The sequence below is a fragment of the Saccharomonospora xinjiangensis XJ-54 genome (assembly GCF_000258175.1).
Taxonomy (GTDB): domain Bacteria; phylum Actinomycetota; class Actinomycetes; order Mycobacteriales; family Pseudonocardiaceae; genus Saccharomonospora; species Saccharomonospora xinjiangensis.
In genome coordinates this window covers 2,715,044-2,737,082 of sequence record NZ_JH636049.1, presented here as the reverse complement: position 1 = coordinate 2,737,082, position 22,039 = coordinate 2,715,044, and the positions used below count along the sequence as shown (strand labels likewise).

Sequence of the window (22,039 nt, the reverse complement as noted above, 5' to 3'; positions counted from 1 at the left end):
TCTACGCGAGGGTGGCGAGGATTGTCCGCGCCACCCTCGCGAGATGCCTGGTCGGCCGGAAAGACCCGAGGTCGAGTGTCCGCGCGACTGCGTTGTCGTGACGCAGCCAACCGAGCACCGGCGCGCCGACGGCCTCGGCGATGTCGGCCTCCGAGAGACCACTCGTCGCTCTTCCCCTGACGACGACCTCCATGCGTGACGTGCGTTCGCCCAGTCGCCGCCTCACGCATGCTGCCGCGACACAGCCGCGCACATCGGCGGGCACGACGAGCACCGTGAGATCGGCGCGGTGCAGGACCTCGTCGCACACCGGGCCCGGATAGCGGGGCAGGTCGCACACCACCGTCCGCCCTGCCCGCCGCCCCGCGTCGAGCACAGCGGCCACGGCGACATCCGTCGGACCGCGGCCTGCCCTGTCGCACGACAGCACAGACAGGCGCCCCCGGCCCCGCCTGCGCGAGGGCAGGGCGGCGTCGAGCTCGCTCATGGCCATGCGACCGGCCGACAAGCGCAGGTCCGGCCAGCGCAACCCCTCATCGGCCTCGGTGCCGAGCACGAGATCGATACCACCGCCGAGCGGATCGCAGTCAACGAGCAGTGCCGCATCACCGCACCGCGCCGCCTCCGAACTCACGCTCGCCGCGAGCACCGACGCGCCCGCACCACCTCGCCCACTCACCACAGCCAGCACCCTGCCCTCACGGGCGCTGGGCCGCTCGGCGACATCGGCGAGCGACGTGACCACCAGATCCTCGTCCTCCGGCAGGATGGCGGCTCCGTCAACGCCGAGAGACACCGCCGCTTTCCACTCGGACTGTGTCGGGGCTTCGGCGCGTACGAGCAGCACGTTCGGCCGCCGTGGCAGGTCACCGATGTCGGGAACCCGGTCGAGCAGGACGAGAGGTGCACGAGCCCATCGCGACCGGATGGCTCCGACATCACGGGCATGACAGGGATCGCAGCCCACCGCTGCCGCAAGCCGGGTGATGTGGTCGCGCACGACGTCGTCGGCCACGACAACGAGTGGGCGGTTGTCTGCTGCCTCGACCATCTCGGTCGTCTCGGTCGTCTCGGCCATCTCTGCCCCCAGTACCCCGGAATCGACGGTTTTCTCCACCACCGTCGTCCTCGGCGACACCACGGACAACCCACACCTGGCAAACCTGTGGACAACTGTCCAGCTGTGGACAACTCGCTGGGTATGCGATGTGAAAGGCGGCCCCCGCCAGGGGGAGGAGCGAGGGCCGCCGCCGTTCGGTCCTGGGGGGAGTGAACCGAACGGCCCGGTCGTTGCCGGGCGCCTCCACTCTAACCCGGTGAACGACGACGTGAACGCGGGCGAACGACGAGTGACACACCACAGTCACTCCCGCCGAGGTCAGCCTGTCGCCGACGGGTCACCTCGATTCCCAATATCGTGGTGCCGTGCCCCCACTCGATGACAGCGCCGCCCCTCTCCCCACGACGCAGGCCACCTCGGCGGCGTTCTTCGACCTCGACAAGACGATCATCGCTTCGTCCAGCGCGCTCGCCTTCAGCAAGCCGTTCCTCCGGCAAGGACTGATCAACCGCCGTGCGGCGTTGAAGAGCGCCTACGCACAGTTGATGTTCGCGTTGTCCGGAGCGGACGAGGACCGGACCGAACGACTCCGTGCCGAGATCTCGCGCATGTGCACGGGCTGGGACGTCGAGCAGGTCAAGGCCATCGTGAGCGAGACGCTCCACGACGTGGTGGCGCCGCTGGTGTACGCCGAGGCCGCGGAACTCATCGAGCGGCACAAGGCCGAGGGAAGGGACGTGATCGTCCTGTCCGCCACCGGAGAGGAGGTCGTGCGGCCCATCGCCGACATGCTCGGCATCACGCACAGCCTCGGCAGCCGGATGGAGATCGTGGACGGCCGCTACTCGGGCAAGGTGGATTTCTACTGCTACGGCGAGTACAAGGCGGTCGCGGCCCGGCAGATCGCCGCGGAGCGCGGGTACGACCTCGCCGAGTGCCACGCCTACACGGATTCGAGTACCGACCTCCCGCTGCTGGAGGTCGTCGGCCACCCGCACGTGGTGAATCCGGACAGGGCCCTGCGGCGCGCGGCGCAAGAACGTGGCTGGCCGGTACACACGTTCGCGAGCCCGATCTCCCCCCGTGCCCGCATTCCCTCCCCGACGACGACGGCGGCCGTCGCGGTGGGACTCGGTGTCGGCGCCGTGGCCGCGGGTGCCACCCTGTTCGGCCTTTCCAGGAAGAAGCACCGCGACTCGCCGCGCGGCTGACACGGTCCGTATCGGGCCACGTCATCCGTTCGGAATCTGGAACGGTGCACCGTCCGCAAACCTTGAAGTGACGCCCGTCACTGACTACAAAGGGAAGTGCGGAGGTTCCCCCGGCCAGGGAACAGGCGGAGGAGAAGCCTGTTCCACCCCGGCGGAACGTCTGTACATGGACGTCGGGTACCCACGCGGAGCACGCCGCGAGAGGCTTGTCGTCGAGGGACTGCGTAAACGGGACGCCGGACGCCGAGTCCCCGCGAGTGACGACACGATTGCACGCTTGGTCGCCCGGCCGAACATGTGACCACGTGGCGCCCGCTGGTTCCGGTAGCCGGCGGGCGCCACTCTTTCTGCCTACAGGCCGTTGCTACGTTCGGTCGTTGACCGACCACGGTTTGGTGAGTAGCTTTCCGCTTGCTTGCTCGTACGGGTGGATTTTCCACATCCGCACGTCCGCACACCGGGAGGCCATGTGACCACTCGCAGCGCCCGGCCTTGGAAGGCCCGCGCCACCGCCGCACTCGTAGGCTTGCTCGCCGTGACCACCGGCGCGGCATCGGCGCAAGCTCAGCAGACCGCCTCGACCACCGACCCCGAATCCGCCTCCGGCCGAGGGGGAAGACTGAGCTGGCCTGAGCGGACATTGCGGTCCATGACGCTGGAGCAGAAGGTCGGCCAGTTGTTCGTGGTCGATGTCTGGGGCACGTCGGCCGACGAGACTCACCCCGGCAACCAGCGCAAGTACGGCGTTGACACTCCCGCCGACGTGGTGCGCGAGTACAACGTCGGAGGCGTTATCTACTTCAACCACGGGGGCACCGACAACATCGAGACGCCACGGCAGGTGGCACGGCTCTCCAACGGGTTGCAGCGCGCCGCGCTGAACTCAGGCCCCGGCGTACCACTCGTCGTCGCGGTGGACCAGGAAGGTGGCAGGGTCACCCGGATCGCCGAGCACGTCACCGAGTACCCCAGTGCGATGGCCCTCGGCGCATCCCGCGATGTCGATGGCGCGAGGACGGCCGCGGCGATCAGCGCGACGGAGCTGCGGGCCATGGGCATCACCCAGGACTTCGCGCCCGTTGCCGACGTGAACTCGAACCCGCTGAACCCGGTCATCGGCTCCCGGTCGTTCTCCTCCGACGCCGACCTCGCGGGGCAGTTCGTCGCCGCGCAGGTCGATGGCTACGAGAACTCGGGCCCCGCGCCAAGGCGTGTCTCGGCCGCAGCGAAGCACTTTCCCGGCCACGGTGACGCGAAGGACGACAGCCACGTCGGCCTTCCCGTGATCGACCGCAGCGAACAGGACTGGCGCACCCACGACCTGCCCCCGTTCCGCAAGGCCGTCGAAGCAGACATCGACGTGATCATGACGGCACACATCTCGGTGCCGAGCCTCGACGCCTCCGGTGACCCGGCGACGCTCTCGCGGCCGATCATGACCGGACTGTTGAGGGAGGAACTCGGCTACGACGGCGTTGTCGTCACCGACTCCCTCGGCATGGCAGGCGTGCGCAAGAAGTACTCCGACGCCGAGATCCCGGTACGCGCGCTGGAGGCCGGCGTCGATCAGATGCTCATGCCGCCCGACCTCGACGCCGCCATCGGTGGTGTGCTCGCCGCCGTGCGCAGCGGCAGGCTCACCGAGGAGCGCATCGACACCAGTGTCCTGCGGGTACTGCGGATGAAGCACGAGCGCGGGATCGTGGAGCGCCCGATCGTTCCGGTGCACCGGGTGGACGACGTCGTCGGCACCGAGGAGAACCGGGAGACCGTGCAGCGGCTCACCGACCGTTCGACCACAGTGCTCAGCGACGACGCAGGCCTGCTGCCCCTGGAAGGCGAAGTGGGGAAGGTGCTGGTCACCGGTTGGAACCGCCCGACCTACCCCGGATACGCCGCCGAGCCCGTCGAGGCACTCGCCGAGGCACTGACCCGGCGCACCGAGGCCGAGATCGAGGCGATCTCGACCGGAGCGGCCCCCGACCAGGCGACCATCGACCACGTCGTCGGCGCGGCAGGTACCGCCGACGTCGTGATTGTCCTCACCAACGGCTTGCGGGGCAGTGAGGCTCAGCGTCAGCTTGTGGAACGGCTGACCAGCACGGACACGCCGGTGATCGCGGTCGCCGTCCAGGAGCCGTACGACCCTGGCCACGTCGAGGTGCCCACCTGGATCGCGACCTACGACTGGCGCGACGTGACCATGAACTCGTTGGCGAAGGTGATCGTCGGGGAACGCTCCCCCGAGGGCAGGCTCCCGGTCGCCGTCCCCGACGGGCCCGACCCGACACAGATTCTGTACCCGTTCGGCCACGGGCTGACGTTCCTGGCCCCGACCCGACGTCAGGAAGACACACCATGACCGTGAACAGGCGCAGGTTCCTGTCCACCGGCGCGCTCGCCGGCTCGCTCCTGGCAACCGCCGCGACCTCTGCGGGCGCAGCCGTCACCGGTCCTGCCTCACCACTCGCAGGGCAGGCGCGTGGCGGGGCGAGGGTGACGCCGGGAGCCGACCGGCTCGCCGCCGACGGCTGGCGCCGCCTCGCAGGCCGCCGCGTCGGCGTGCTGTCCAACCCCACCGGCGTCCTGACCGGCCAGGCGCACATCGTGGATTCGCTGGTCGCGGCCGGGGTCGTCCCGGTGGCCGTTTTCGGCCCCGAACACGGATTCCGTGGCAGCGCGCAGGCAGGCGGCTCCGAAGGCGACTACACCGATCCGCGCACCAGCGTGCCCGTGTACGACATCTACGGCGTCGGCACGGACAAACTCACGGAACTGCTCCGCAAGGCGGGGGTGGACACGGTGGTGTTCGACATCGCCGACGTGGGAGCGCGTTTCTACACCTACATCTGGTCGATGTACCGGGCGATGGTGGCCTCGGCGCGGATCGGCGCGCAGTTCGTCGTGCTCGACCGGCCGAACCCGGTGGGAGGCAAGGCGTACGGGCCGATGCTCGACCCCGCGTACAGCTCGGGTGTCGGGCTGAAGCCGATCGTGCAGCAGCATGGCATGACGGTGGGTGAGCTCGCGCGGTTCTTCGCCGCCGAACTGCTCCCCGGCGACGGCGTCGAACTCGGCTCACTCGATGTCGTCACCATGCGGGGCTGGCATCGAAGGCAGGTGTTCGCCGAAACGGGCCTGCTGTGGACACCACCCTCACCGAACATGCCGACGCCGGACACCGCCCTCGCCTACCCCGGGACGTGCCTCTTCGAAGGCACGGTGTTCTCGGAAGGGAGGGGCACGACCCGCCCGTTCGAGATTCTCGGCGCGCCGGGAGTTGACTGGCGCTGGCGTGAGGAGGTCTCGTCGCACGACCTGCCAGGGGTGGTGTTCCGCGAGTGCTACTACGTTCCGACGTTCGGCAAGTTCGCCGGTGAGACCTGCGGCGGGCTCCAGCTGACCGTCACCGATCCACACCGCTTCGATCCCATCCGCACCGGTGTCGATCTCATCGTGACCGCGCGACAGCTCTACCCCGGGCTCTTCGGCTGGCGCAGGGACAACTTCATCGACAAACTGACCGGCTCCGACCGGTTCCGCACGATGGTGGACGCGGGAGCGACGACAGGCGACATCGTGGCGTCGTGGCACGACGAGCTTGCCGCGTTCGACCGGCAACGGCAGCCCTACCTGCTCTACCGGTGAAATCCCGCGCCGACGCCGGTGCGCCGTGACAAGGTGAGGTGAAGCGACGCGATGCGCGCGAAGACCACAGTGTCGAGGGTGTCGAGGATCGCGGCTCTCTTCGCGATCCTCGTGGTGACGGGAGCGACCGCGATGGCCGCAGTGACGGCGAGCTCCGGCCGGTTCGACCAGCCGCAGCGTGGTTTCGCGCCAGCATCGACAGTCCTGGAACCCGCCGACCCGGAGGACGTGGGGCTCGACCCCAGCCCGCTGGGGTCCTCGAGGCGCCTGCTGGCTCGGATGACCGAGCCGGACTACGTGAACGGGCACCCGCTCTTCGCGGGAGCTGTCGGCCTGCTCGCCCATGAGGGCAAGGTCGTTGACACCTACGCGGTGGGCAGCGCGCTGCGCTACGCGGACGGTTCCGGAGCCGAACTGCCTGCCGAGGAACAGGTTCCCATGCGGCCGGACACGATCTTCGATATCGCGTCGGTGACCAAGCTCTTCACCGCGATCGCCGTGATGCAGCTCGTGGAACGCGGCACGGTGAACCTCGAAAGCCCTGTGGCCGAATACCTGCCCGAGTTCGGGGTGAACGGCAAGCGAGAGATCACCGTCGAGCAGCTGCTCACCCACACCTCGGGTCTGGAGCCCTCGCTGTTCCTGTGGCGCGACTGGCCCGACCGGCAGTCGCGGATCAAGGCCGTTCTCGACGTCGCCCCCCAGAACGAGCCCGGCACCACGTACACCTACTCCGACCTCAACCTCATCACCCTCGGACTCCTTGTCGAGCGCACGACCGGTGACCCTCTGGACGAGGTGATCGCCAAGCGCATCACCGAGCCGCTCGGCATGACCGACACCGAGTTCAACCCGCCGGAGAAGAAGCTCGACCGCATCGCGGCGACGGAGTTCCAGGTGACTCCTCCGCGTGGCCTGATCCGTGGCGAGGTGCACGACGAGAACGCGTGGGCGCTGGGCGGTGTCGCCGGGCACGCCGGGTTGTTCTCCACCGCGAGCGATCTCGGGGTGCTGGCACAGGCACTGCTGAACGGCGGCGCGTATGGTGGCGAGCGCATCCTCCGCCCGAGCACGGTGTTGCAGCTCTTCACGAACTACAACATCGAGTTCCCCGGCGACTCGCACGGGCTCGGCTTCGAACTCGACCAGATCTGGTACATGGGCGGTTTGACCTCGCCGTCCACGGCGGGGCACACGGGCTACACCGGCACCTCTCTGGTGATCGACCGCCAGTCGAGGTCGATCGCGGTGCTGCTCACCAACCGGGTCCATCCCTCGCGATCATGGGGTTCGATCAACGCTGCCCGGCAGGCGTGGGCCACCGGACTCGCCCGCGCGCTCGCCGTCCGGCCCGCGCAGGGCTCGCGGGCGTGGTCCAGCTCCCCCGGTAACGGTGTGACCACCACGCTGACGACTCCGGAACTCGACGCGCGCGGCCGGGAGGCCAGGGTGTCCTTCGCGGCCTTCGTCAACAGCGAGACCAGCGACCGGCTCGTGCTCGAAGTGTCCACCGATGGGGGCCGCACGTGGTCGGCGGTGCGGATGAGGGCGCGCGGCGTCGGCGCGCCGAAGGACGCGGTGGACGGACTGTCCGGCACCGAACACCGCGCGTGGTGGCGGGTGCGGGCGGAGATCTCCGAAGCCGAGAATGTCACGCTTCGTTGGCGATTCACGACAGACGGGAGCTACACCGCCCGTGGTGTGCTGGTGGACGCTATCCAGGTGCGGGGCGTGGAAGGCACACTTCTGGACGGTGAACGTCACCCCGAAAAGCTCGACGCGCGGGGGTTCACGCTGACACACCGCTGAACGTTGCCAACTCGTTAGCCAATTCGGGTTAACACCGGCGTGTTGACCAGCGACTTTCCGAGCAACCACTCACCGAAGCCCGCTCTGTGGTTCGCGCGGGTTGCGATCTCTCGGGAAGGTGCGGGTAACCTTGTCATATATGCCTGGTGTTAGTAAGTTTCCCACGGAAAGCGATCCGGACGTGAAAGACACCGCGCCGGTCACCGAGCAGGAAACCAGTCCTCTGGTGCGCATCCGCTCTCTACTGCCCGGGCTGGCCCGTGCCGAACAGCGGGTCGCGAAAGTCGTGCTCGACGACCCTTCCTCCGTCGCACGGCGAAGCATCACCGAGGTGGCACTGGCCGCCAAGACCAGCGAAACCACCGTCACCCGGTTCTGCAAGGCCATCGGTGTCGGTGGCTACCCTCAGTTGCGCATTGCCCTCGCAGCCGACACCGCGCGCACCGAGGCCAGGTCCTCGCGTGAGCTCGGAGGTGACATCACCGCGGAGGACGACCTCGCCTCGGTGGTGAGCAAGGTCGGTTTCGCCGACGCGAGAGCCGTCGAGGAAACCGCCGAGCAGCTCGACATCGCCGAGCTGACCCGTGTCACCGAACTCGTCGCCTCGGCAGGCAGGGTCGATGTCTACGGCGTCGGCGCGAGCGCCTTCGTCGCCGCCGACCTTCAGCAGAAGATGCACCGGATCGGCAGGGTGTGCTTCGCCTGGTCCGACACGCACATCATGTTGACCTCCGCGGCAGTGCTCGGCGAGGGAGACGTGGCCGTCGCCATCTCGCACTCCGGCGCCACCACCGACACCGTGGAGGCACTGCGCGTCGCGAAGGAACACGGTGCCACCACCGTGGCCATCACCAACTTCCCGCGTTCGCCCATCACGTCGGTCGCCGATCACGTGCTGACCACCGCCGCACGCGAGACGACCTTCCGCTCGGGCGCCACCGCGAGCCGGATCGCCCAGCTGACGGTGATCGACTGCTTGTTCATCGGCGTGGCCCAGCGACACCTCGACACGGCGATGGCTGCCCTGGACGCGACACGGGACGCCGTCGAAGGACACCGCCTCGGCATCCGCCCCGACGGGAGGCGGCGCGCCACGCGGGAGCAGTGAACCCGGCCTGCGCCACCCGCCGCGCGCAGGCCAGCCGAACAGGAGTGAGGGCCCAGATGACCGTTTCACCGCAGGTCGTGCACGTCGAGTCGCCGACTGAGCGGCGCAACCCGAACACGACCGACATCGACAGGATGTCAACCACCGACATCCTGGCCACCATCAACACCGAGGACCATTCCGTCCCCGGTGCCGTGCGCCAGGTACTTCCGGAACTGGTGAAAGCGGTGGACGCGGCCACGAACTCGCTGCGCGAAGGACACCGCGTGCACTACGTCGGCGCGGGTACCTCGGGCAGGCTCGCTGTGCTCGACGCCGCCGAACTCGTGCCCACCTACAACGTGCCGTCCGACTGGTTTGTCGCCCACCACGCCGGTGGTCAGGAAGCGCTGAGGGCCGCTGTCGAGAACGCGGAGGACGACGACGAAGCAGGCGCGGCCGAGTTGCGGGAGAGCGTGTCGGCCGGCGACTTCGTCCTCGGGCTGACGGCGTCGGGCCGCACCCCCTACGTGATCGGCGCTCTGCGGGAGGCCAACCGGCTCGGCGCCACCACCGCGCTGGTGTCGTGCAATCCCGAGGCGCCGCGATTCGAAGGCATCGACGTGCGGATCGTCGTGGACACCGGCCCCGAGGTCATCGCGGGTTCCACCAGGATGAAGGCGGGAACAGCGCAGAAGCTGGTTCTGACGGCGTTCTCGACCGCGACGATGGTCAAGCTCGGCAGGACGTATTCGAACCTCATGGTGAGCGTGCGGGCGACCAACGCGAAACTGCGAGGGCGCACGATCCGCATCCTCCGGGAGGCGACCGGACTCGGCGATCACGAGTGCAGCGAGGCCCTGACCAAGGCGGACGGCGACCTGAAGGTGGCACTCGTGCAGTTGCTCGGTGACGTCGAGGTCGAGAGAGCGGTCCACGCCCTGCACGCGGCCGACGGTCATGTCAGGGCAGCACTGGCCGCCGTGCGGGCGCAGGCGTCGTAACCGCGTCGGCCGAGTGCCACGGGGGCAACAGCGGCGTGGCGAGCCACGTCGCGCCCTCGATCGTCACCGCTGCGCACGAGCCCGCGACACCCACCAGCGGCCCCTACAGCGTCGTGAGGGCTGCGACGGTGACATCGCTGGTGATCGATTACATGGACAGCCGTACGGGAAGTGCAGGCACTCGTACAGGAAGTGCGGACACGCGTACGGGAAGTGCGGACACGGCGTCAGGGGGTGGCGGCGTCGGCGATGCTCTTCGCCTCCCTGGCACCCGCCTCGAAAGATTCGCAGCAGAAGAGCAGCCACTGCCGTACGCCGTCGGGTTCACCGGAGGCGAATGCCTTCGCGGCTTCCTCGTATCGCTTCTGCCTGCGGAAACACGCCACCTCAGGAACAGTCAACGCCTTCGGGTCGAGCCCCGTGGCGATCATCGACAACCGGGCGGCCGCCCGCGCGAGCACGCCGTCAGCCGAACCGAACGGCCGCAGCGTGAGCAACTCCCCGTGCACCACCGCCGTGAGCACCGGCCCAGGCACGGAGGTGGCTCCGGTGACCAACTGCGCGAGCAGCTCCAACCGCCGCGCGATCGGCCCGGTGTCCTCTGCGCCGTCGTCCGGACGTGGCCTGCCGAGGGCGTCAGGGTCGTCGGTCAGGTCCGCCGCGGCCAGCACGTGCAGGCGCGCCAGCACCTGGAGCGGGGCACGGCGCCACGTCGGCAGCAGCGACTCGGTGGCCTCGGCCACCCGCAGCGAACCCGCGAGAACGGGATCGGTCACCGAACCGTCCTCCGGAAGATCCGGGTTCGCACCGTCGAGCGCAGCGGACGCCCGCGCGGCCCGCACCGACGCCTCCGCGGCTGTGGCCGAGCCGCCCCGCAGGTTGGCGGGAAGCCGGTGCACGGCGAACACGGCATCCTGCGCGCTCTTCGCGGCCTCGGCGACACCGCCGAGTTCCATCAGCGGTGCGAGTGGGTCGGTCATGCCGCTGAGCATAGGCAGCGCTCGATCGCCGCCTCCCGGCGGCAGCACCCGATTCGCCGCACCGGCGGCAGCACCCGATTCGCCGCACCGGCGGCAGCACCCGATTCGCCGCACGGCGGCAGCGCTCGATCGCCACTCTCCAACCCGCAGATCGATCTCCGCACCTGGGGCGGCCCCACCCGGTCGCCGCCCCTGCGGCAGCACCCGAGCCCGGACCAGCGGCAGCGCTCGTCCGCCGTTCGTCAGCCACTCGTCCCCCGGCGCTTGTCTGCCGTCGCGCACTGGCTGCACCCTTGTGACATGGGGTACTAACGTCGCTACCGGCGCCGCGGGCGTAAAGCCGTCATTCGCATTCCAGGAGGCACCATGACAGAGCAGTCACCGGCACTCGACAATCTGCTGACCGAGAGCCGAACCTTCCCTCCTAGCGAGGAGTTCGCGGCCACGGCCAACGCGACGGAGCAGTGGTACACCGACGCCGACGCCGACCGTGAAGCGTTCTGGGGGAAGCAGGCCGAGCGCCTGCACTGGGACACGAAGTGGTCCAAGGTGCTGGACTGGTCGGGCGCGCCGTTCGCGAAGTGGTTCGTCGGCGGCAAGCTGAACGTCGCCTACAACTGCGTCGATCGGCACGTCGAGGACGGGCACGGCGACCAGGTGGCCATCCACTGGGTCGGCGAGCCGGGAGACACACGAGACATCACGTACGCGGACCTCAAGCGCGAGGTCTGCAAGGCGGCCAACGCCCTCGCCTCACTCGGCGTCGGCTCCGGCGACCGCGTCGCCATCCAGCTTCCGATGATTCCCGAGGCGATCGTCGCGATGCTCGCGTGCGCGCGGATCGGCGCGCTGCACAGCGTGGTATTCGGCGGCTTCTCCCCCACCGCGCTGCGGTCCCGTGTGGACGACGCGGAGGCCAAGGTGGTCATCACCTCGGACGGCCAGTACCGCAGGGGTAAAGCGGTACCGATGAAGGCGAACGTGGACGAGGCCCTTTCCGGAGCAGAGACGGTGCGCAAGGTCGTCGTCGTGCGGCGTACCGGCGACGACCTCGGCGGCGACGTGCCATGGACCGAAGGCCGCGACGTGTGGTGGCACGACCTCGTCGATGCCCAGTCCGCCGAGCACACGCCCGAGGCGTTCGACTCCGAGCACCCGCTGTACATCCTGTACACGTCGGGGACGACAGGGAAGCCGAAGGGCATCCTGCACACCTCGGGCGGCTACCTCACGCAGGCCGCCTACACCCACCACGTCGTGTTCGACCACAAGCCGGGCAAGGACGTGTACTGGTGCACCGCCGACATCGGCTGGGTCACCGGGCATTCCTACATCGTGTACGGGCCGCTGGCCAACCGCGCCACGCAGGTCGTGTACGAGGGCACGCCCAACACCCCCAACGAGGGCAGGCACTGGGAGATCGTGCAGAAGTACAAGGTCACGATCTACTACACGGCGCCCACGCTGATCCGCACGTTCATGAAGTGGGGTTCCGACATCCCCGCGAAGTACGACCTTTCCTCGTTGCGGCTGCTGGGTTCGGTCGGTGAACCGATCAACCCCGAGGCGTGGATGTGGTACCGCGAGCACATCGGTGCCAACCGCTGCCCCGTGGTTGACACCTGGTGGCAGACCGAGACGGGCGCGATCATGATCTCCCCGCTGCCCGGCGTCACACACACCAAGCCCGGTTCCGCGCAGCGACCGCTGCCTGGAATCTCCGCGAAGGTCGTCTCAGGAGACGGCACCGAGGTGCCGAACAACGGTGGCGGGTACCTCGTGCTCGACAAGCCGTGGCCCGCGATGTTGCGTGGCATCTGGGGCGACGACGAGCGCTACCGCGACACGTACTGGTCGCGCTTCGCCGACCAGGGCTACTACTTCGCAGGCGACGGCGCGAAGTACGACGCGGACGGCGACATCTGGCTGCTCGGCAGGGTGGACGACGTGATGAACGTGTCGGGCCACCGCATCTCCACGACCGAGGTCGAATCCGCACTGGTGTCCCATCCGACGGTGGCCGAGGCGGCGGTCGTCGGCGCGACGGACCCGACCACCGGCCAGGGCATCGTCGCGTTCGTCATCCTGCGCGGCGACGCCGCCGGCGACGGAGCGGGTGCGGCGGACGGCGCGGAAGCCATTCAGGCCCTGCGCGACCACGTCGCCAAGGAGATCGGTCCCATCGCCAAGCCGAGGCAGATCATGGTCGTGCCGGAGCTGCCGAAAACCCGCTCGGGCAAGATCATGCGGCGCCTGCTGCGGGATGTCGCGGAGAACCGCGAGATCGGTGACGTCACCACATTGGCCGACAGCTCCGTGATGGATCTGATCTCGAAGGGCATGAGGTCGGGTTCCGGCGACGAGTGACCCCGAGACGCCGAGGATGACGAAGGGCGGCCTCCACCCTGCTCGTGGTGGAGGCCGCCCTTGTTCTACCTCAGCGAGCCGGATTACCGGATCGGTCAGCCGGTCACGTCGAGGTGGCCGGGCTGCGGAACCGGCACCGGCGCCTTGCCGCGCTCGTCCGGCGTCGAGCCGGGCAGCTCACCGCCGTCGTCCCCGTCGTCGCCACCGTTGTCACCGTCGTCGTCCGACGGCGGTGCGCTGGGCTGCTCACTCGGCTTCTGCGGCGCGGTCGGCTCCTCCGGCTCCTCGGGAGCCTCGGGCTTCTCGGTGCAGGTGGCCGTGGACAGGTCAACGGTCTGCGTTCCGTCGAGGAGGTCCACGGAGAGGGCGCTGACCGTCAGGGAGCCGTCGTCGTTCGCGGTCTGCTTGTTCAGCGTGATGCGGGCGATGCCCTGGAGCGCGTCGGGGATGATCTCCGTGTTCGGACCGATCTGGTCGAGCGCGATCTCCTGGCCACCGATCCGCAGATCGGCGACGGACGTGGAGCCCGTGAGGTCGTCACACTCGGCCGTCACCAGTCCGACGGCGATCGCCGGAACTCCGGGAAGTCCCAGCTCGACGTCGGTGGTGCTGGCCTTGGCGTAGCCCTGTTCCACCGCCGAGTTGAACACGCCGGCGTGCAGGATGCGGTTGGCCGCGCTGGGCAGGTCGGTGTGCACGAGGTGGTCCTTACCCTCGCCGATCACGTGCGGCACCTTGGTGATGTTGACCAGGCCGTCGGCCGCGAGAGCGTATGCGGAGTCCTCGGGCGCCGCGACAGCGGTGGGAGCGAACGCGATGCCACCCACGACGAGCGCCGAGAGGACACCTGCGCCGAGAGCGGCTGTTCTCTTCTTCGACAAGGAATTGCCTTTCTAGAGCGGTAAGGGATGGGTACTGATCAGCGATTACCTGGATAAGCCCGCTCGCGAGTCAGACGATGTTGACGATCGTTCCGAGCGGGAGCTTGGCGAGCGCGTCGAGGGCGTCCTTCGTCACCCTGATGCACCCGTCACTGTTGGCCTTGCCGACGAAGCTGTCGTCCGGCCAGGTGTGGATGCCGACCGTGCCGGGGCCGCCGCCGTAGCTCTCGTGGGAGTTCGAGTGATAGCTCAGCGGGAGAACGATCGGGCTGTAGTCGTTCACCGTCTCCTCGATGGAGGCGATGATGTAGGCGCGTCCCGTCGGTGTCGGGGATTCGGGCTCTCCGATCCCGACCGTCCACTGGCCGACCTGCTGGCCGTCCTTGAGGATTTCGAGGTTGAACGATTTCAGATCGACGTTGACCAGGTAGTCGTTCTCGGCCGACTCGACCGCATCACCTGACGTGTCGATCCACCCGGTCGCACCGTTGGGCCGGGTCGGCAGCAGAATCTGCGCCCAGTCTCCCTCGCGCTTGATGACGGGCACCCACGTCGGCGAGGAGATCTGCTTGACGGGCAGTCGTGCGATCGGCGTACCTCCGACCGCGTCGTGAACCTGAAGTTCGCGGGTCGGGTGCAGAACCTCCCCTTCGGTCGGAGCGTTCGGTTCCGGGTCCTTCGGCGCGTTCGGCACCTTCCCGTACGTCGTGGCTTCCGGGAGTGTGGTTGCCTGCTGACCACCGCCCTCGGCTTCCGCCGAATTTCCGCTGTCGCCGCCACAGGCCGCGGTCAGCAATGTCAGCGTGGCTGCGGCCGCGAGGGCCAGCATCCTGCGCGAGGACCGTCTGCGGCCGGCCGGACCCTCGGACCGGCCTCGGGAAGTATCGGTTCTTTCCATTAATCGCAGTCCCTGAACGAATTGATCAACTGGGCGAGTCGATCGCTATTCAAGCAAAACGGCTCACCACCGCCTTCCAGCGGCCTCGAACGATTCGCCTAACCGCGGAGTAACAACTCGAAAAGCGCCACCGTCCTGCTGAAACGGCATTCGATGGTCCATTGTGTTCAGACGAGGAAGGGGCATGCGCCGGACCCCGGGAGGAAACTTTCCCTCCAAGATCACAACCGGCGACTACGGAGAGTTGACTGAAAAGGTCTCGAAAACCGCTTCGACCTCGGTTCCTTCACTCGAAAAATAAGCAACGCCAGCTGAGATACTTCAACGCGCTACCAAACACACGCGCGTTTCATCCTTTCGTGTGCATGGCTGTAACGCGACGATCCCCAAACCGGAGCAAACCGCATTCCACAACGGTCTCGATACCGTCACGGACGCAACCCAGGCGCGTATTCGTGATCGCCTTTCCCGGCGCCACTGAAGGTCAACCCCTCCGGGTGAACAGTCGAACGAACGTTCTATCCTGACCGCTTGCAGGACCCTTTCGAGGACAACCCGCTTCTCTAGGAGACGACACTGACGATGACCGTTGACGCTGCTTCCGCGAACCAGGAGCTGGACGAGACCCCGGTGAGCCACGAGAGCGAGCGGGGGGACGCTCCGGAGCAGCGAGAACAGCAGGAGCAGTCCGAACGGGCCCAGCCGGAATCGGGCAAGCCGCAGAGGGCGAAGGCGAAGAGCACCGCCCGCAAGACGAGGACCGTCATCCTCACGCTCACCGTCACCGGCACCGCGGACGGTGAGTGGCAGGCCGAACTGAAGCACGGCAGCAAGTGGGTCGCCAAAGGTCTGGACATTCCCGCCTCGGCCGTGTCCCGCGCGGCGAAGGAACTCCACGAGGAGCTGTCCGCACCGATCGACGAAGTGATCAACGAGGCTCGCGAGCAGCAGCAGGCCAAGGTCGCACAGCTCGAAGCCGAACTCCAGCAGGCAAAGCAGGCGCTCGCCGAACTGGAGAGCTGACGGCCGGCCGTCGGCAGGAAGGTGAGGTGAGCGGCAGCCGTGCCGCTCACCTCACCTTTTCCCTCATCACCTTGCCGGTGGGTCCGCGGTGGACTGTGATGGAGCCGTGTCCGACCGCAGCAGGCAGCCACACGCGAACGAGCCTCACTCCGGCGGCGTGGGCGGCAGACTCAACTGGCTCCGCGCCGGCGTACTCGGTGCCAACGACGGCATCGTGTCCACCGCGGGGCTGGTGGTCGGTGTCGCAGGCGCCACGACGGACCTCGAAGCCATCCTGTTCGCCGGCCTTGCCGGGGTCGTCGCGGGTGCGCTGTCGATGGCAGGCGGCGAGTACGTCTCCGTCTCGACACAGCGCGACACCGAGCGCTCATTGCTGCGGCTGGAGCGGCACGAACTGCGCACGATGCCGGAGGAAGAGGAACGGGAGCTGGCGCAGCTCTACGAAGCGAAGGGGCTGTCTCCCCGGCTGGCCGCCGACGTCGCACGCGAACTCACGGAGAAGGACCCGCTCCAGGCGCACGCCGAGGTGGAACTCGGCATCGATCCGGGACAGCTCACCAGCCCGTGGCAGGCCGCGTGGGCCTCGCTGATCGCCTTCACCGTCGGCGCGTTGCTGCCTCTGCTGGCGATCCTGCTCTTCCCTCCTGCCGTCAGGGTGCCTGCCACCGGCGGCGCTGTGGTGATCGCGCTGGCGATCACCGGTCTGGTGAGCGCCAGGCTCGGCCAGGCACCTCCCTTACCTGCCGCCGCTCGCAACGTGGGCGTCGGCGCGTTGACGATGCTCATCACGTACGCGGTGGGTTTCCTGTCGGGCACTGTGCTCGGATGACCACGTCGCGGCGCGCCTCGTCGCGCCCCGAGATTGATCACGTGGCACGATGAGGCGCGTGAGCAGCCCCAAGAACCTTTCGGAGGACAGCGCGGGTGGTGCCCCTGCGGTGCCCTACCTTCCGCTGTCCCCCGACGACGCGACAGCACAGGACGCATCCATCGGCTCGTTGGTGAAGGACGCTGCCCAGCAGGTGTCCACGCTGGTCAGAGCCGAGGTCGAGCTGATCAAGGCCGAGGCGGTCGGCGAAGCGAAGAAGGCGTTCCGAGGAAGTCTCTTCTTCGTACTCGCCGGTGTGATCGGGCTGTACAGCTCCTTCTTCTTCTTTTTCTTCCTCGGTGAGCTGATCGCGGAGTGGCTGCCGCGCTGGGCCGCGTTCGGCATCGTGTTCCTGCTGATGTTGCTGACGGCGGGTCTGGCCGCCTACGCGGGGCTGCGCAAGTGGCGGCGGGTCCGCAAACCGCAACGCTCGATCGACAGCCTGAAGGACACCGCCGACGTGCTCAGGCACAGGGGCACGCGTGCCGAGGAGGAGACCGCGAGCTCCTCTACGGCGCGCTGACGATCACCGAGAGCCGCGCCGTGTCCGTTCCCGATCCTTCGACCGTGCGATACGAGGGCCCGTGGACACATCGCGACGTCTCGGCCAACGGCATCAGGCTGCACGTCGCCGAACAGGGGTCCGGCCCCGCCGTCCTGCTGCTGCACGGCTTCGGTGAGTTCTGGTGGGCATGGCACCACCAGTTGACGGCGCTCGCCGACGCCGGTTTCCGTGTCATCGCGGCGGATCTGCGTGGGTACGGCGACTCGGACAAGCCTCCGCGCGGCTACGACGGCTGGACGCTGGCCGGTGACGTCGCCGGGCTGGTCAGGGCGCTCGGGGAACGTCGGGCGCACCTCGTCGGGCACGCCTGGGGCGGCCTGCTCGCGTGGTCGGTCGCGGCACTGCATCCTCGCGTCGTCGCGTCGGTGAGCGTGCTCGGTGGCGCGCATCCGCTCGCCCTGCGCGCGGCCATCCGGCGAACCCTGTGGCGGCGGCGCGGCCAGGCGAGAGCGATGCGCCATCTGCTGCGGTCGCAGATTCCGATGGCGCCCGAACGGCGTCTCGTGGAAGCCGACGCCGCGGAGGTCGAGCAGCTTTTGCGGGCCTGGTCGGGCACACGCTGGCAGGGAAGGCCCGACTTCACGGAGGCGGCACGCAGGTTCCGGCACGCCATGCGCATACCCGGTGTCGCCCACAGCTCGTTGGAGTACTACCGCTGGGCTTTCCGCTCACAGTTCAGGGGCGACGGGCGCCGATTCGCCGAGGCGATCTCCGATCGGGTCGCGATGCCGGTGTTGCAGGTCCACGGCGACGGCGACCCGTGCGTGTTGCCGGCCACGGCGCGCGAGTCGGCGCCGTGGCGCGGTCCGGGTTCGCGCCTCGAATGGGTACGCGGCGTCGGTCACTTCCCCCACCTCGAAGCACCGGACACCACGACGAAACTCCTCACGGAGTTCCTGCACGGCATCTGATCACTATGTGCAGGGCCCTGTGCCGACCGGCGAGCCGAACGACCGCGCTCGCTGGATCTCGTCGCCGACCTCGTCCCCGGTGAGCACGAAACCGGTGTCCGGGTCCTCAACCGAGGCGCCGAACACGACGCCAACCACCTCGCCGTCCGGATTGATCAGCGGGCCGCCCGAGTTGCCGCTGCGCACCTGCCCCCTGACGGTGTAGACGTCGCGCTGAACCGTCGCGGAGTCGTAGATGTCGGGGCCCCGCAAAGTGATGCGTTCCCTGATGCGCGTCGGTGTCGCGGTGTAGGGACCGTCGAGCGGATAGCCGAGCGCGATCGTGTCCTCTCCTGCCGAGGCGGGTTCCTCCGACAGCGGCAGCGGCCTCGCCGCCAGCCCGGGAACGGCGAGCACAGCCAGGTCGGTAGCAGGGTCGTAGTGCACCACCTCGGCATCGAGATCGCCCTGCTCCGTCTCCACCATGACCCTGTCGGTGCCCGCGACGACGTGCGCGTTGGTCATCACCCGCTCCGCGTCGATGACGAAACCGGTGCCCTCCAACGCTCGCGAGCAGCTCGGCGCCGTGCCCCGCACCTTGAGCACACTGCTGCGTACACCCTGCACCACCGCGCTCTCCTGCAACGCGGGGTCGGGCGGGTCGATCGCCCTCACTGGCGCGTCCTGGAAGGGCGCGAGGATGGTGGGGAAACCGGACTCGTCGAGAAGCTGCCGCAGCTCGCCGGGAAGACCCTGTGCGGCCTCGGGCATCACCTCGTTCACGCCGCCGAGCACCGACGAGTCGTTGATCGCCTTGGTCAGTCCCGGCAGCGCGGCGACGCTCGTGAGGGGCAGCGCGATCAGCCAGGCGACCACGAACACCACGGCGCCCTGCACCACCGCGCCGAGCGCATTGTCCAGACCGGACAGTTTCGGTGAGGAGATCCTGCGTTTGAGCTTGTTGCCGAGGTAAACGCCGACGGTCTCGCCGAGCGCGACGAGGAACACCACCGTGCCCACGGCGACGGCGACCCGCGCTGCGGGGTGTTCGAACACCTCGACGAGAAGCGGCGCGAGCCGGATACCGAGCACCGCGCCCGCGATGACGCCGAGGAAGGCGGGGAGTGCGACGAGAAAACCCTGACGCGCACCGGAGATCGCCGCGAGCAATGCCAGCAGGATCACCAGCACGTCAACCCAGTTCACCGTCTCTCCCCTGTCACATCCACCGGGCTGCGGTGCGCGCCTCGTGTTCGGCCAACGCTACGTCAAGCTCCCTCACGTCGTCGCGGTCCCACTCCCTCGCCCAGCCGCCCAGTTCGAGCAGCACCGAGAGCAACCCAGCCGTGAAACCCCAGACGAAGAGCCCCTTCACCGTGAAGGCGGGCCCGCGCCATTTCTGACCTTGTGCACCGCGCTTGCGCACCTGGAACCTGTTCGCCGGATCGGCCAGTTCGGTGATCGGAACCCTGGCAACGGCCGCGGTCTCGGCCGGATCGACGGGCCGCACCGGTGACGGCGCGTGCCAGTGCGCGAGCACGGGCGTGACCGCGAACCGTGACACGGGCACGTACAGCCGGGGGAACACGGCAACGGGGCGGATGCCCTCGGGCGCCACTCCTGTCTCCTCCTCCGCCTCCCGCAGCGCGGTCGCCACAGGGCTTTCGCCGTCCTCGGCTCCGCCCCCCGGAAACGCGACCTGACCCGCGTGCGATCCGAGTGTGTCGGCTCTGCGCAGCAGCAACACGTCCGTGCCGTGATCGGCCGTGTCGCCGAGCAACATCAGCACCGACGCGAGCCTCGCACCGGTGCGTGGTGGTCCGGTGACCCTGGCGAACCTGGCCGGATCGAGTTCCGCGCTCGCCTCGACAAGTGGCCGAAGGAAGTCCGGCGCCTCCGCAGGGGGAATCAGGGGCCCGTTCATCGCGTCCCTTCCACCGCGTTCACGATCTCCTCGACGGAGGTGAACAGCCTCGGCTTGGTCACGAGCCGCGCCTCGCCGCCCTCCACGACGTACGAGGCAGGCAGCGCGGTCGGCACCCTGAGGGCTCCGCGCACCGGACCGCTCGCCCCTTCACCGTCGTGGAGGGCAGGCAGCCGCACCCCGAGTTCGGTGAACAGCCGCAGCCCGTCCTCCGGTGCGCTCTGCACCTGCACCGTCACGACCCTGGCCGCGTCCGGCCGTTCCGCGTACCGCGCGAGCAGCGGAAGTTCCTCCCTACAGGGTTCACACCAGGTCGCCCACACGTTCACGAGCGTCGGGCCCTCACCGAGTGTGTCGCCGAACTCGACCTGGGAGCCATCGCCGAGACAGTGGACTCGCACGTCCTGGAAGGCACCGCCCGCGCTCCGGCCCTCCCCGCCGTCCTGCTCCGGGAGGCAGGCAGCCAGCGCGGCTTGCTGCCTCGCCGCAGCGAGTTCGGTGTCGTCTTCGGTGTCGGGTGGCACGCTCGCCGACCTCGGCAGCAGCGCAACGATCAACGCGAGTGCCAGTGCGCCCACGGCGAGCGCCCACTTCGTCGCCGGTGTCAAGATCGCGCCACCAGTTCGAGCAGATGGTCGCGTTCGGCCCCCTTCACGAGTTTCGCCGCGACGTCGAACTCGGTCGGGCCCGCACCGAAGGACGGGCAGTCCCTCGCGAGCGGACACGCCCCGCACGCCGGCTTCCGCGAGTGACAGACCCGCCGCCCGTGAAAGATCACGCGGTGCGACAGCATCGTCCACTCCTTGCGGGGGAACAGGGAACCGATCTCCTGCTCGACCTTCACGGGGTCGTCGCTGCCGGTCCAGCCCCATCGCCTGACGAGGCGGCCGAAGTGGGTGTCCACGGTGATTCCCGGAACGTCGAACGCCTCGCCGAGCACCACGTTCGCGGTCTTGCGTCCCACGCCGGGAAGTTTCACGAGTTCGTCGAGCGTGCCCGGCACCTCACCGCCGTGCCGATCGACGAGTGCGGCACCGAGGCCCATCAGGGAGGTCGCCTTGTTGCGGAAGAACCCGGTCGGCCGGATCAGCTCCTCCAACTCGACGCGGTCGGCCCCCGCGTAGTCGGCGGCGGTGGGGTAGCGGGAGAACAACACCGGGGTGACCTCGTTGACCCGCTCGTCGGTGCACTGCGCGGACAGGATGACGGCGACCAGCAGTTCGAGCGGGGTGGAGAAGTTCAGCTCGCAATGGGCGTTTGGGTAGGCCACATCGAGGCAACGCTTCATACGCCGCGCGCGTCTGACCAACGACAACCGGCTCTGTTCAGCGACTGCGCGCCCCTTACGGGGGGCGTTCCCGACGGTTGACGACACCCCGCTAGCCTACGTGCGCCGTCGGGTGAGGAAGCCACCTCCTTCGCTGACGTCGGGTCAGGAAACGTGACGCGACGACCGAGCCCGGATGAGCTAGAGATCAGGAGTGATATGACCGTCTGGTTCGTGATCGCGGTGCCGGTCGTGGTGATGCTTTTCGCGCTCGGGATGGAGCGCGTCGAGCACCGCCTGCGGCACGTTTCCGTGCGCGGGGAAGACGTCGAGGAGTTTCTGGAGCAGGCACGGCCGGACGAGGTCAGGGCACTCTACGGCCACGGCATCGGCCGCGCGCTGGAGTTGTTCCGGCTTCGCAGGCTCTCGGGAAGGGCGGCCAAGAACAAGCAGCGTAGCCTCCGGAGTTAGGCTGTTCGGTCGGACGAGGTCCTCCGCCGAGCCTCTCAACAGGGAGTATTCGAGCGAACGCGGTGAGTTCGCGTTTCTCGTACTCG

20 protein-coding genes are annotated in these 22,039 nt (G+C 68.4%); 12 read left to right on the top strand and 8 right to left on the bottom strand.

All coding sequences use genetic code 11. From position 1 onward, the window contains the following. Position 1 precedes the first annotated feature (1 nt). Complete coding sequence (ssd, locus tag SACXIDRAFT_RS12190; RefSeq protein ID WP_083840204.1) at positions 2–1,078, bottom strand: septum site-determining protein Ssd; 1,077 nt, start codon at positions 1,076–1,078, stop codon at positions 2–4. Between the two features lie 347 nt (positions 1,079–1,425). On the opposite strand from ssd, the gene SACXIDRAFT_RS12185 reads away from it, so the two are divergent. The 6 genes from SACXIDRAFT_RS12185 (at position 1,426) to murQ (ending at position 9,819) form a co-directional block, all read left to right on the top strand. Further along, positions 1,426–2,271: an HAD family hydrolase gene (locus tag SACXIDRAFT_RS12185; RefSeq protein ID WP_006238865.1), complete on the top strand. Its 846-nt coding sequence runs from the start codon at positions 1,426–1,428 to the stop codon at positions 2,269–2,271. A 469-nt stretch (positions 2,272–2,740) separates the two neighbouring features. Continuing rightward, on the top strand, positions 2,741–4,633 hold the full coding sequence (locus SACXIDRAFT_RS12180; protein WP_006238864.1) for a glycoside hydrolase family 3 protein: 1,893 nt from the start codon (positions 2,741–2,743) through the stop codon (positions 4,631–4,633). Then, positions 4,630–5,919, top strand: a complete 1,290-nt coding sequence (locus SACXIDRAFT_RS12175; protein WP_006238863.1) for an exo-beta-N-acetylmuramidase NamZ family protein — start codon at positions 4,630–4,632, stop codon at positions 5,917–5,919. Before SACXIDRAFT_RS12180 ends, SACXIDRAFT_RS12175 begins: the two co-directional genes overlap by 4 nt. A 51-nt stretch (positions 5,920–5,970) precedes the next feature. Next, a complete protein-coding gene (locus SACXIDRAFT_RS12170; protein ID WP_006238862.1) occupies positions 5,971–7,728 on the top strand; it encodes a serine hydrolase domain-containing protein in 1,758 nt (585 codons plus the stop codon). Positions 7,729–7,867: 139 nt separating this feature from the next. Then, positions 7,868–8,836 (top strand): MurR/RpiR family transcriptional regulator, encoded by a 969-nt coding sequence (locus tag SACXIDRAFT_RS12165; RefSeq protein ID WP_006238861.1) that lies wholly within the window; start codon positions 7,868–7,870, stop codon positions 8,834–8,836. 56 nt (positions 8,837–8,892) lie between these two features. Further along, positions 8,893–9,819, top strand: coding sequence for an N-acetylmuramic acid 6-phosphate etherase (gene murQ / locus SACXIDRAFT_RS12160; protein ID WP_006238860.1), 927 nt, complete (start codon positions 8,893–8,895; stop codon positions 9,817–9,819). Positions 9,820–10,046: 227 nt separating this feature from the next. Here the strand turns inward: murQ and SACXIDRAFT_RS12155 are convergent, their stop codons facing one another. Then, positions 10,047–10,799 carry a Fic family protein gene (locus SACXIDRAFT_RS12155; RefSeq protein WP_040922617.1) on the bottom strand — a complete coding sequence of 251 codons (753 nt, stop codon included), beginning with the start codon at positions 10,797–10,799 and terminating at the stop codon, positions 10,047–10,049. 366 nt (positions 10,800–11,165) lie between these two features. Here SACXIDRAFT_RS12155 and acs point away from each other — a divergent pair, with 366 nt between their 5' ends. Beyond that, complete coding sequence (acs, locus tag SACXIDRAFT_RS12150) at positions 11,166–13,166, top strand: acetate--CoA ligase (RefSeq protein ID WP_006238858.1); 2,001 nt, start codon at positions 11,166–11,168, stop codon at positions 13,164–13,166. Between the two features lie 95 nt (positions 13,167–13,261). On the opposite strand, the gene SACXIDRAFT_RS12145 is transcribed toward acs, so the two are convergent. Together SACXIDRAFT_RS12145 and SACXIDRAFT_RS12140 are read right to left on the bottom strand one after the other, a co-directional pair. Next, positions 13,262–14,047, bottom strand: a complete 786-nt coding sequence (locus SACXIDRAFT_RS12145) for a choice-of-anchor P family protein (RefSeq protein ID WP_006238857.1) — start codon at positions 14,045–14,047, stop codon at positions 13,262–13,264. 70 nt (positions 14,048–14,117) lie between these two features. Beyond that, positions 14,118–14,876, bottom strand: coding sequence for a L,D-transpeptidase family protein (locus SACXIDRAFT_RS12140; RefSeq protein WP_040922146.1), 759 nt, complete (start codon positions 14,874–14,876; stop codon positions 14,118–14,120). A gap of 651 nt (positions 14,877–15,527) precedes the next feature. Here SACXIDRAFT_RS12140 and SACXIDRAFT_RS12135 point away from each other — a divergent pair. From SACXIDRAFT_RS12135 to SACXIDRAFT_RS12120, 4 genes are all read left to right on the top strand, one after another. After that, positions 15,528–15,968 carry a DUF6319 family protein gene (locus tag SACXIDRAFT_RS12135; RefSeq protein WP_006238855.1) on the top strand — a complete coding sequence of 147 codons (441 nt, stop codon included), beginning with the start codon at positions 15,528–15,530 and terminating at the stop codon, positions 15,966–15,968. A 106-nt stretch (positions 15,969–16,074) separates the two neighbouring features. Further along, positions 16,075–16,797 carry a VIT1/CCC1 transporter family protein gene (locus tag SACXIDRAFT_RS12130; RefSeq protein WP_040922145.1) on the top strand — a complete coding sequence of 241 codons (723 nt, stop codon included), beginning with the start codon at positions 16,075–16,077 and terminating at the stop codon, positions 16,795–16,797. A 49-nt stretch (positions 16,798–16,846) separates the two neighbouring features. Continuing rightward, complete coding sequence (locus SACXIDRAFT_RS12125) at positions 16,847–17,359, top strand: phage holin family protein (protein WP_006238853.1); 513 nt, start codon at positions 16,847–16,849, stop codon at positions 17,357–17,359. A gap of 20 nt (positions 17,360–17,379) precedes the next feature. Continuing rightward, complete coding sequence (locus SACXIDRAFT_RS12120) at positions 17,380–18,312, top strand: alpha/beta fold hydrolase (protein WP_006238852.1); 933 nt, start codon at positions 17,380–17,382, stop codon at positions 18,310–18,312. Positions 18,313–18,315: 3 nt separating this feature from the next. On the opposite strand, the gene SACXIDRAFT_RS12115 is transcribed toward SACXIDRAFT_RS12120, so the two are convergent. From SACXIDRAFT_RS12115 to nth, 4 genes are read right to left on the bottom strand one after another with little or no spacing between them, the layout of a single operon-like run. Continuing rightward, positions 18,316–19,497, bottom strand: coding sequence for a MarP family serine protease (locus tag SACXIDRAFT_RS12115; protein WP_006238851.1), 1,182 nt, complete (start codon positions 19,495–19,497; stop codon positions 18,316–18,318). Between the two features lie 13 nt (positions 19,498–19,510). Beyond that, positions 19,511–20,215: an NUDIX hydrolase gene (locus SACXIDRAFT_RS12110; RefSeq protein ID WP_006238850.1), complete on the bottom strand. Its 705-nt coding sequence runs from the start codon at positions 20,213–20,215 to the stop codon at positions 19,511–19,513. Continuing rightward, complete coding sequence (locus SACXIDRAFT_RS12105; RefSeq protein ID WP_006238849.1) at positions 20,212–20,823, bottom strand: TlpA family protein disulfide reductase; 612 nt, start codon at positions 20,821–20,823, stop codon at positions 20,212–20,214. The genes SACXIDRAFT_RS12110 and SACXIDRAFT_RS12105 overlap by 4 nt, the downstream gene beginning before the upstream one ends. Continuing rightward, the gene (gene nth / locus SACXIDRAFT_RS12100; protein ID WP_198284317.1) at positions 20,820–21,590 is read right to left on the bottom strand and encodes an endonuclease III; all 771 of its coding nucleotides are present in this window, start codon (positions 21,588–21,590) and stop codon (positions 20,820–20,822) included. The genes SACXIDRAFT_RS12105 and nth overlap by 4 nt, the downstream gene beginning before the upstream one ends. Before the next feature lie 111 nt (positions 21,591–21,701). Here nth and SACXIDRAFT_RS12095 point away from each other — a divergent pair, with 111 nt between their 5' ends. Next, positions 21,702–21,953 carry a hypothetical protein gene (locus SACXIDRAFT_RS12095; protein ID WP_006238846.1) on the top strand — a complete coding sequence of 84 codons (252 nt, stop codon included), beginning with the start codon at positions 21,702–21,704 and terminating at the stop codon, positions 21,951–21,953. The last annotated feature ends 86 nt before the right edge of the window (positions 21,954–22,039 follow it).

Excerpts from the sequence above, each read along its gene's own strand:
- ssd (WP_083840204.1), bottom strand. The coding sequence starts at position 1,078 with ATGGCCGAGACGACCGAGACGACCGAGATGGTCGAGGCAGCAGACAAC.
- SACXIDRAFT_RS12175 (WP_006238863.1), top strand. The coding sequence starts at position 4,630 with ATGACCGTGAACAGGCGCAGGTTCCTGTCCACCGGCGCGCTCGCCGGC.
- SACXIDRAFT_RS12170 (WP_006238862.1), top strand. The coding sequence starts at position 5,971 with ATGCGCGCGAAGACCACAGTGTCGAGGGTGTCGAGGATCGCGGCTCTC.
- SACXIDRAFT_RS12165 (WP_006238861.1), top strand. The coding sequence starts at position 7,868 with ATGCCTGGTGTTAGTAAGTTTCCCACGGAAAGCGATCCGGACGTGAAA.
- murQ (WP_006238860.1), top strand. The coding sequence starts at position 8,893 with ATGACCGTTTCACCGCAGGTCGTGCACGTCGAGTCGCCGACTGAGCGG.
- SACXIDRAFT_RS12155 (WP_040922617.1), bottom strand. The coding sequence starts at position 10,799 with ATGACCGACCCACTCGCACCGCTGATGGAACTCGGCGGTGTCGCCGAG.
- acs (WP_006238858.1), top strand. The coding sequence starts at position 11,166 with ATGACAGAGCAGTCACCGGCACTCGACAATCTGCTGACCGAGAGCCGA.
- SACXIDRAFT_RS12140 (WP_040922146.1), bottom strand. The coding sequence starts at position 14,876 with ATGCTGGCCCTCGCGGCCGCAGCCACGCTGACATTGCTGACCGCGGCC.
- SACXIDRAFT_RS12135 (WP_006238855.1), top strand. The coding sequence starts at position 15,528 with ATGACCGTTGACGCTGCTTCCGCGAACCAGGAGCTGGACGAGACCCCG.
- SACXIDRAFT_RS12125 (WP_006238853.1), top strand. The coding sequence starts at position 16,847 with ATGAGGCGCGTGAGCAGCCCCAAGAACCTTTCGGAGGACAGCGCGGGT.
- SACXIDRAFT_RS12110 (WP_006238850.1), bottom strand. The coding sequence starts at position 20,215 with ATGAACGGGCCCCTGATTCCCCCTGCGGAGGCGCCGGACTTCCTTCGG.
- SACXIDRAFT_RS12095 (WP_006238846.1), top strand. The coding sequence starts at position 21,702 with ATGACCGTCTGGTTCGTGATCGCGGTGCCGGTCGTGGTGATGCTTTTC.